Source organism: Gordonibacter sp. (assembly GCF_036667095.1).
Classification (GTDB): domain Bacteria; phylum Actinomycetota; class Coriobacteriia; order Coriobacteriales; family Eggerthellaceae; genus Gordonibacter.
The window spans coordinates 1,851-10,689 of record NZ_JAVWUP010000020.1 but is presented as its reverse complement, the minus strand read 5'-3'; the positions used below and the strand labels follow the sequence as shown (position 1 = coordinate 10,689).

Annotated in this window: 5 protein-coding genes and 1 pseudogene; 2 read left to right on the top strand and 4 right to left on the bottom strand. The window is 60.3% G+C overall.

The window, feature by feature from the left end; genetic code table 11:
• Nucleotides 1-176 precede the first annotated feature (176 nt).
• The 3 genes from RR842_RS03660 to pyrR are packed head-to-tail and all read right to left on the bottom strand — an operon-like array spanning nucleotide 177 to nucleotide 2,988.
• Nucleotides 177-1,469 (bottom strand): dihydroorotase, encoded by a 1,293-nt coding sequence (locus RR842_RS03660; RefSeq protein WP_332514932.1) that lies wholly within the window; start codon nucleotides 1,467-1,469, stop codon nucleotides 177-179.
• On the bottom strand, nucleotides 1,453-2,397 hold the full coding sequence (locus tag RR842_RS03655) for an aspartate carbamoyltransferase catalytic subunit (RefSeq protein WP_332514930.1): 945 nt from the start codon (nucleotides 2,395-2,397) through the stop codon (nucleotides 1,453-1,455). The genes RR842_RS03660 and RR842_RS03655 overlap by 17 nt, the downstream gene beginning before the upstream one ends.
• A gap of 3 nt (nucleotides 2,398-2,400) precedes the next feature.
• Complete coding sequence (gene pyrR, locus RR842_RS03650; RefSeq protein ID WP_332514929.1) at nucleotides 2,401-2,988, bottom strand: bifunctional pyr operon transcriptional regulator/uracil phosphoribosyltransferase PyrR; 588 nt, start codon at nucleotides 2,986-2,988, stop codon at nucleotides 2,401-2,403.
• A gap of 378 nt (nucleotides 2,989-3,366) precedes the next feature.
• Here pyrR and RR842_RS03645 point away from each other — a divergent pair, with 378 nt between their 5' ends.
• Both RR842_RS03645 and RR842_RS03640 read left to right on the top strand, forming a co-directional pair.
• Entirely contained in the window at nucleotides 3,367-6,399 is a 3,033-nt protein-coding gene (locus tag RR842_RS03645) for an EAL domain-containing protein (RefSeq protein WP_332728998.1), read from the top strand.
• A 216-nt stretch (nucleotides 6,400-6,615) separates the two neighbouring features.
• Nucleotides 6,616-8,463 carry an APC family permease gene (locus RR842_RS03640; RefSeq protein WP_332565769.1) on the top strand — a complete coding sequence of 616 codons (1,848 nt, stop codon included), beginning with the start codon at nucleotides 6,616-6,618 and terminating at the stop codon, nucleotides 8,461-8,463.
• Between the two features lie 137 nt (nucleotides 8,464-8,600).
• Here the strand turns inward: RR842_RS03640 and RR842_RS03635 are convergent.
• A pseudogene (locus tag RR842_RS03635) lies at nucleotides 8,601-8,839 on the bottom strand (radical SAM protein); the annotation flags it as partial.

Genomic DNA, 8,839 nt, shown 5'->3' with positions numbered 1-8,839 from the left:
TCGAGCGTCGAGCGTCGAGATTACCCGCATCGGGGCAAGCGATTGGTTGTGATTGGTCGAGTGGCTAAATAAGAACGGAGCCAGGCATTCCTTGGCTCCGTTCTTATTTCTCAGGTGCGGTCTTGGACGCAAGTCCGGTTTCACACCTGTCTCTATTCACCTATGAAACCGAGGCTTTACTCGACGATCTTGCCATCTTCCAGGGTGGCGTAGCCGCCCACGTAGACATCGGTGGCGCGACCGGTAAGCTCGGTGCCGATGAAGCCGGAGTTCGCAGCCTTTGACAGGAACTCGGAGGCATCCACCGTCCAGGTGGCTTCCGGATCGATGACCGTGAAGTCGGCGGTGCTGCCGGCCTCCAAGGCCACGCGCTCCACGCGCAGGATAGCGCGCGGGTTGGCGCTCATCAACTCGATGGCGCGCTCCCAGGTGAGGTGCCCCGGATTCACCAGGTTGGTCACGATAAGGGCCAATGCCGTCTCGAGGCCGATCATGCCGAAGGGCGCCAGCTCGAACTCGCAGTCCTTGTCGTAGTGCGTGTGCGGGGCATGGTCGGTGACGATGGCATCGATGGTGCCGTCGACCACGCCGTCGATAAGGGCGTTGCAGTCCTCGGCCGTGCGCAGCGGCGGATTTACCTTCATGAAGGTGTTGTACGCGTCGTCGATGTCGTCCTCCGTGAGGAACAGGTGGTGCGGCGTGACCTCGCAGGTCACGGGCAGGCCCTCGGCCTTGGCAGCGCGCACCAGCTCCAAGCCGCGAGCCGTGGAGAGGTGCTGCACGTGCAAGGGGCACCCCGTGAGACGGCAGAGTGCGATGTCGCGGGCGATCTGGATCTCCTCGCCCTCGGCCGGCCAACCCAACATGCCCAGGCGCGTGGACACGACTCCCTCGTTCACCTGGCCCTCGCCCACCAAGCCTTCGTCTTGGCAGTGGCTCATGACCACGCGGTCGAACTGGGAAGCATAGTCCATGACGCGGCGCATCATGCCCGCGTCCTGCACGCCACGTCCGTCGTCGGTGAAGGCTACGGCACCGTGGGCCACCATGTCGCCCATCTCCGAGAGCGTCTCGCCCTTGAGCCCTTGGCTGCAGGAACCCGCCACATGCACACGGCATTTGCCAACAGCCGCCGCACGGGCAGCTACATACTCCACGCCTACCGCATTATCGATGATGGGCTTGGTATTCGGCATGCAGCACACCGCCGTGAAGCCGCCGTGAGCCGCGGCGCGCGTGCCGGAGGCAATGTCCTCCTTCTGCTCGTAGCCAGGCTCGCGCAGGTGCACGTGCATGTCCACGAGGCCGGGGACGACGATCTTGCCGGAGAGGTCGCGCTCAACGCCCTTCTCCATGGTCAGGTTCTGGCCGATCTCGACGATCTTCCCGTCGCGCACCAGGATGTCGGCCGTTTCGTTGAGACCGACCTGCGGGTCGATCACGTGGCAATCTTTAAGCAGTAAGGCCATCTTCGCTCCCTCCGAGAAGAAGATACATTTCCGCCATGCGGGTGAGGATGCCGGCGTAGACTTGGTCGAGAATGATCGAGCGTTGCGGGTGGTCGGCCATGTAGCTGTCCAACTCGACGCCGCGGTTGATGGGGCCTGGGTGGCAGATGAGCGCGTCAGGCTTCATAAGCGGCTCGCGCTCCTTGGTCAGGCCGTAGAGCATGTTGTACTCGCGCAAAGACGGATACGGGGCACCTTCGAGGCGTTCGCGCTGGATGCGCAGCATGTACACCACGTCCAGTTCGGGCAGGGCCTCGTCTAGCTTGGAGGTCACGTGGTCGGCTCCCAGGATATCGGGGCGCGCCGGCATGAGCGTGGGCGGAGCGATGACGGTCACTTCGCAGCCCATGATCTTCAGCGCGGGAATCAGCGAGCCGCACACGCGGGAGTGGCCGATGTCGCCCACGACGCCCACTTTGAGTCCGCGCAGGTCTCCCTTGCGCTCCCAGATGGAGTACAGGTCCAAAAGCGCCTGCGTGGGGTGCTGGTGCTTGCCGTCGCCCGCATCGATCACGTGTGCGCCGGATACGTCGGCGATCTTGCGCGGCACGCCCGCGCGCTTGTCGCGCACGATGATCATGTCGATCTTGTAGGCACAGAGCGTCTCCACCGTATCCACCAGGCTCTCACCCTTCACCGAAGAGGTGGAGGAGCCGCCGAAGTTCAGGCTGTTGGCGGAGAGGCGCTTCTCGGCGATCTCGAACGAGGAACGTGTGCGCGTGGAGGGCTCGTTGAACATGTTCACGACGGTGACACCTTTGAGCGTGGGCACCTGCTTGATGCGGCGCTCGTTCACTTCCTTGAAACGTACGGCCGTCTCGAGCACGGTCATGATGTCATCGGCGGAATACTCCGTGATGTCGATCAAATGCTTGTGATTGAAAGCCATATGCTATTCACCTCCCAGCGGTGCCGAACCCGCGCGGGAGCCCGGTGCGATTTCCAGAATCTCGACCTCTGACTTGCCGTCCGTCTCCTCCAAGAACAGGCGTACGTTCTCGTCCGCGGCCGAAGGCACGTTTTTGCCCACGAAGTCGGCGCGGATAGGCAGCTGGCGATGCCCGCGATCCACCAGCACAGCCAACTGCACCGTGGCCGGGCGGCCAATGTCCATGAGTGCGTCGAGCGCGGAGCGGATGGTGCGGCCCGTGTAGAGCACGTCGTCCACGAGGATGATGTCTTTGCCGTCAAGGTCGAAGAAGATGTCGGTGGAGTGCACCTCGGGTGCCAAGTGCGTGGCGAAGTCGTCACGGTAGAAACTGATGTCCAGCTTGCCGAGCGACACCTTCGTGCCCTCGATGGACTCGATCTTCTCGGCAAGGCGCTTGGCAAGAAGATCGCCGCGCGTCACGATGCCTACGAGCGCGATATTGCCCGCGCCCTTGTTCGCCTCGAGGATCTGATGCGCAATGCGCGTGAGCGATCGCTCGATCTCGTCTGCATCCATGCAGACGGTCTTGACCGTGCCTGCATCGGTCATGTACCCACCCCTTCCGTTCGGGATGGTACAGGCGGACCTCTTCGCTCGTCTGGGGCTCGCGCGCCGAGTTAGTTTGCGCGCTTCCCCGTCTGAGCGTCGCCTGGCGCAGAAAGGCATGAAAAAAGCCTCCGCGACAGACAAAGGCTTCGACTCGCCGCGCCCTTGTATCGGTGGGCGCTGGGGTTCTACCTTGTCGGTCTCTCTGTACCGCTTTTAAAGGACTGAAGGCAGTATATGCGCTTTGGCAACGCTATGTAACCCCTTTTATGCAGAAATTTGCGAAAATATGCAGAAACCTGAATAGGGTTGGACAGATTCTGGACACAACGACCTTACGGGTTCACTATCTGCGGCAATAAAGCGCGCCTATGTATTATCATGGAACCTGCACGCAGGGAGAAGCGTGCCCTTGCCCTTATTCTGGAAGGAACTTCGATCGGCTTTTCGGCAACAACGGCACGCCGTCCTCTACGGAGTACCTGCCTTCGAGTCGCCTTCGCAATCCTGACGATTGCGACGCTTTCCTGCACTCCTACCGCCGCTTACGCCGAAGCACCCGCCGACTCCCTATCGGAGCAGAAAACAAAAACCCTCCGTGTCGCAACCTTTCCCGACGGAGCCTATATGGAGCAATCCGACGACGGCACCTTCCGGGGATTCAATATCGACTACCTCAAGGAACTGGCGCTCCATGCCAACTGGGACTATGAATACGTCACGTTCGATTCATGGACCGCCGCATCAGAGGCCCTTGCGCGAGGCGAGGTCGACCTCCTCCCTTCCGTGCACTACGTCCCCGAACGCGATGAGCAGATGCTCTTCTCCAGTAATTCTGTCGGAGACGTTTACACCACCATCCACGTCCGCCTAGACGACACCCGCTACGCTTACGAGGACTTCGAAAGCTTCGAGGGCATGAAGGTAGGAACCATCGAGGGAAGCCAATCAACCCAGGCCTTTCTCGACTACAGCGAGGCAAACGGCTTTTCCGCGCAGCTTGTGTCCTTCGCAAACCTTCCCAAACTCATGGAAGCACTCGATACAGGAGCAATAGACGCGTTGACCACGTTCGACCTCGGCCATGTCGACAATTTCAAGATGGTGGCCCACTTTTCGCCCGAATCGCTGTACATAGCGCTGCCGAAAGACCGCGAGGCGCTCCGCTCCGAACTCGACCAGTCCATAGACAGCCTCAAATCCCGCTATCCCGACTTCTTTCTGAATCTTTACAAGAAGTATTTTAGCATCAACACCAACCAAGACCCCGTTTTCACCCGTGACGAATACCTCTACCTCAATAGCGCACCTACGCTTAAGGTTGCGTATGCCTCATTTCGCATGCCGCTGTCCTTCACCGACCCGAGCACCGGCGATTTCACAGGAATATCGGCATCTCTGTTCGCCGACATCTCCAGGATCACCGGTCTTGCCTTCGAATTCGTTCCCGTGGACAGCCAACGCGAAGCGGTGAACATGGTAACGAATGGCGAGGTGGATCTCGTATACTCCATCGACCCCCTCCTCGACGACCTCGATAACAAGGTAAGGAAAACAGGGGTATACCTGAGTGACCCCATGGCAATGGTCGCAAAGCCCGCCTCGACCCAGAAGAGGCTCGCGCTACCCGAAGGATTCTCCCTATCAGACGAGATATCCAAAGACTACGACACAAGCGAGATACGCTACTATCCCACGCCTAAACGTTGCTTCGATGCGATCATTGAGGGCGAAGCCGACGCCGCTTTCGCAGACATCAACGTCGCCAACTATCTTTTGGCAGAGCCGCAGTACAGCTCGCTTGGAATACTGTCGCTTACCGACTACACCAATTCGATGTCGCTGGGGGCCTCGCCGGCCACTGACCCTCGCCTTATCGCCATCCTCGATCGCTGCGTCCAGTTCACGTCGGACAAGACCATGACAAAGTGGATCACCGATAACGCTGTCGCCAGCCATCCTGCCAGCCCGATTGACATCATGAGGCAGTATCCGATACAGATAATCCTCGCAACCATCGGTCTCGCCCTAGGAGCCATCGCAACCGTGCTCTACATCTCGCGCAGCAAGACACGCAATGCCCGCAAGATATCCCAACTCGTCGACAACGACCAGCTCACCGGAGGGTGGAGTTTCAGCAAATTCCAAAACGAGGCCTACCGCATCGTCGACAAGAATCCTGAGCGTGCCCATGCGATCGTCTATATCGACATCAACCGCTTCAAGAGCTTCAATGCCGCCTTCGGATTCGCAGAGGGAGATCACCTGCTCATCGCGCTCAACGACCTTTTAGCCAGTTTCACGAAAGACGAGGAATGCTACGCACGCGTTTCGGCGGACCAATTCGTCGTTCTCATCCGATGGCGCTCCCTAGACGAGCTGGCCGAGCGCTTCGAATCGTTGGAACGGGCGTTTAGCCAGCTTGCTGTTCTCGAAAAGCACCAATACCACCTTTCGCTACGCGCCGGCGCGAGCACCGTCTCGGCGCCCCGCGCCGATTCTAAGCAGCTGCTGTCGGAATTCATCGACTGCGCCCGGTATGCCCGCGAAAGCGCGGAATCGTCCACGCGCAGCGCTCTAGCCCTGTACTCCGAGGGTATGCGCGAGCAGGACATCGCCGATCGCGTCTTGCAAACCGAAGCGGCCCGGGCCCTCGAAAACGGCGAATTCATTGCGTACTACCAGCCCAAGGTACACATAGCCACCGGCAGGATCGACAGCTTCGAGGCCTTGGTACGCTGGGATTCGCCCACCAAAGGGCTCACTGCACCCGACAAGTTCATTTCCCTGCTCGAGAAGAGTGGGCTTATCACCAAAGTCGACCTGCAAGTGTTCGCCCTCGCCTGCCAACGTATTCGAGACTTCCTCGACGACGGCCTCCCCGCGCCGGTTATCGCCTGCAACTTCTCGCGCATCCATCTCCAAAACGACAGCTTCCCCGATACGCTGCTCTCCCTGGCCGAGCATTACGACGTCCCGACCGATCATCTGGAACTCGAGGCAACCGAGAGCATCGTAATGGAAGACCTGAAGCGCACCGAAATCGTGTGCAAGCGCCTGAAAGCCTACGGCTTCCAGCTTTCCATCGACGATTTCGGGAAGGGCTACTCGTCGCTCGGCGCCCTGCAGGACATACCGACCGACGTGCTGAAAATAGACAAATCGCTGCTGGCGGACAGCACGCGCGATGCGCGGAACAGGATTATCCTCGAAGGCATTATCGCCATCGCCGAAAACCTCGGCGTGAAGATCGTCGTCGAAGGCGTAGAGACGCTCGAGCAGGCCACCATGCTACAGGCAATCAATCCGAACATCATCGCACAGGGATTCCTGTACTCCCGCCCCGTACCCCGACCGGTCTCAGACGAGCAGTTCCGAGGCAAGTTCCTCAAACCCCGTCCCCCCATCGCCTGAGGGCACCTTCGTCGTTCGGCTCTTTGCCCAGCACCAAAGCTGCATCGGCCAACAGCCCATCGAAGGTGTGGTACGTCACCGAACGGTAACCCCATGCTGCCCGTTTGCCATCTTGACCGCAGGTCGCAAAAGGAGTAAACCTTCATTCTCCCTGAAAGATGGGGATTTTCCGCTCCCGCTGCAACCGCGTCGGAGCGACGCTTGAGAAAGACGGCCATGAACGCCAACTCCTGGAAATACCGCTTGCTGGGCAAGCCGCTCAAAAGCTCTGAGCTCGAATCGCAGAAATACGGCGTTATCTGGGGGCTCCCGGTCCTTTCCAGCGACGCCATCTCGTCGGTTGCCTACGCCTGCGAGGAGATACTGCTCGTATTCATCCCCATACTGGCCTTGGCAAGCTATACCCCTATGCTCGGGGTGGCTGGAGCCATCATCGCGCTGCTGCTCATGCTGATCCTCTGCTATCGGCAGGTTATCGATGCCTATCCGCAAGGCGGCGGCGCCTACAGCGTGGCACGCGAGAACCTGGGGCGCATACCCTCTCTCGTGGCGGCATCGGGGTTGATCATCGGTTATGTGCTGACTATTGCAGTAAGCTCGTGCTCGGGTGCTGCAGCCGTCACGTCGGCGCTGCCCGCCATGGCGCCTTTCAAGGTGCCCATGATCGTGGCGTTCATCGTCATCATGACCGTCGGCAACTTACGAGGGCTTCGCGAATCCTCCAAAGTCTTCGGCCTTCCCACCTACTTTTTCGTCGCCTCGGTCCTGATCATGATCGTGGTGGGCGTGGTGAAGTCGGCACTGGGCATGCTCGAGCCGGCAGCACAGGCAGCCGAGCTTTCCCAAACAGCTGGCGACCTGACGCTGTTCTTGGTGCTGCGCGCGTTCTCGTCGGGCTGCTCGGCGCTTACCGGCGTGGAGGCCATCAGCAACAGTGTGCCGAACTTCGCCCAGCCCGCGCGCAAAAACGCCAAGGCAACGCTGAACCTGCTCGGGCTTATCGTGCTGGTCATCTTCGGTGGCGTGTGCGTTTTGGCCCTGCTCTGCCGCGTAGCGCCCTCGCCCGACCTGACCATCATCGCGCAGATCGCCACCAGCGTGTTCGGCGGCAACAGCATCATGTTCTACGTGATACAGATAGCCACCGCGCTTATCCTGCTGCTGGCCGCCAACACCGCCTACAACGGCATGCCTCAGCTTATGTCGCTGCTGTCCCAAGACGGCTTTTTACCCAAGCGTTTTTCCGACAAGGGGTCGCGCCTGGTGTACTCCAACGGCATACTGTTCGCATCCGTGTTCGCCGTGGTGCTGGTCGTTGCCTTCGCCGGCGACACGCACCTGCTTATCCCCCTGTACGCCGCCGGCGTGTTCCTCTCGTTCACCATCGCACAAGGCGGCATGGTGGTGCACTGGCGTCGCCATCGCAGCGGCCCTTGGATGCGCCGCGCCTGCATCAACGGGTTCGGTGCCGTGGTCACCGCCCTGGTGCTGTGCGTCATCGTCGCTACGAACTTCCTGGCCGGTGCCTGGATATCGCTCGTCGCCATCGGTGCCACCGTAGCCCTGATGGCCGTCATCAACCGCCACTACCGCGACGTGCACGAATGCCTTATGATCCGCGACGACGAGAAAGCACGCAGCCTGCTGCTCTCCGACGTGCCGCGCACCCACGTGATCATCCCCGCCCATGCAGTCAACCGGCCGTTCATCAAAACGCTGAACTATGCGCGGTCGCTCAGCAGCGACATCGAGGTCTACCATGTGAAGGTAAGCGCCGCTGCTACGCGCCGGTTCAAAGCTGACTACCAGCGCTTGGGCATCGACGCTCCGCTGGTCATTGAGAAAGCGCCCTACCGCAACGTGAACGAGATGCTGATCAACCATGTGGATGACCGTCTGGGGCGCCTGCAGCGCCACGAGACGTTGACCATCGTGATGCCCCAGCTGGTCACGAAGCTCTGGCAGATGCCCCTGCACAACCAGACCACCCTGTTGCTGGAGTCGTCGCTGCTGGAGCGGCGCGATGTGGCCCTCGTGACCATTCCCTACCTGATAGACACCTGATGCCCACCTCGTGGCACAGAGATCTCGCAGAGCAGCTCACCGTGCCGTCCGCGACGCAAAGCCGCCAAGCAAACTGCACCTTTCCTCAAGGCATACCTACGAGGGTTCTCTCTACCGGTAAGTTTATTGCGCCCCGATCAGCAGTTGCCCAGCAGCACGTCGTCTAAATGGCGGCGCGCCACACGGCGCAGCTCACGCAGCGTCGACACGGGCGTGGGCGGGCGATCCCGCAAGCGATGGCTTGGGAAGAAGCGGGTGAGGTGGTAGGGAATAGAGGGGTCGAGCGAAGCGAGCCAGGCTGCTGCCGCATCGATCTCCTCTACCGCGTCGTTCATGCCGGGAACGACAAGCGTTGTCACCTCAAGGTGACACGACG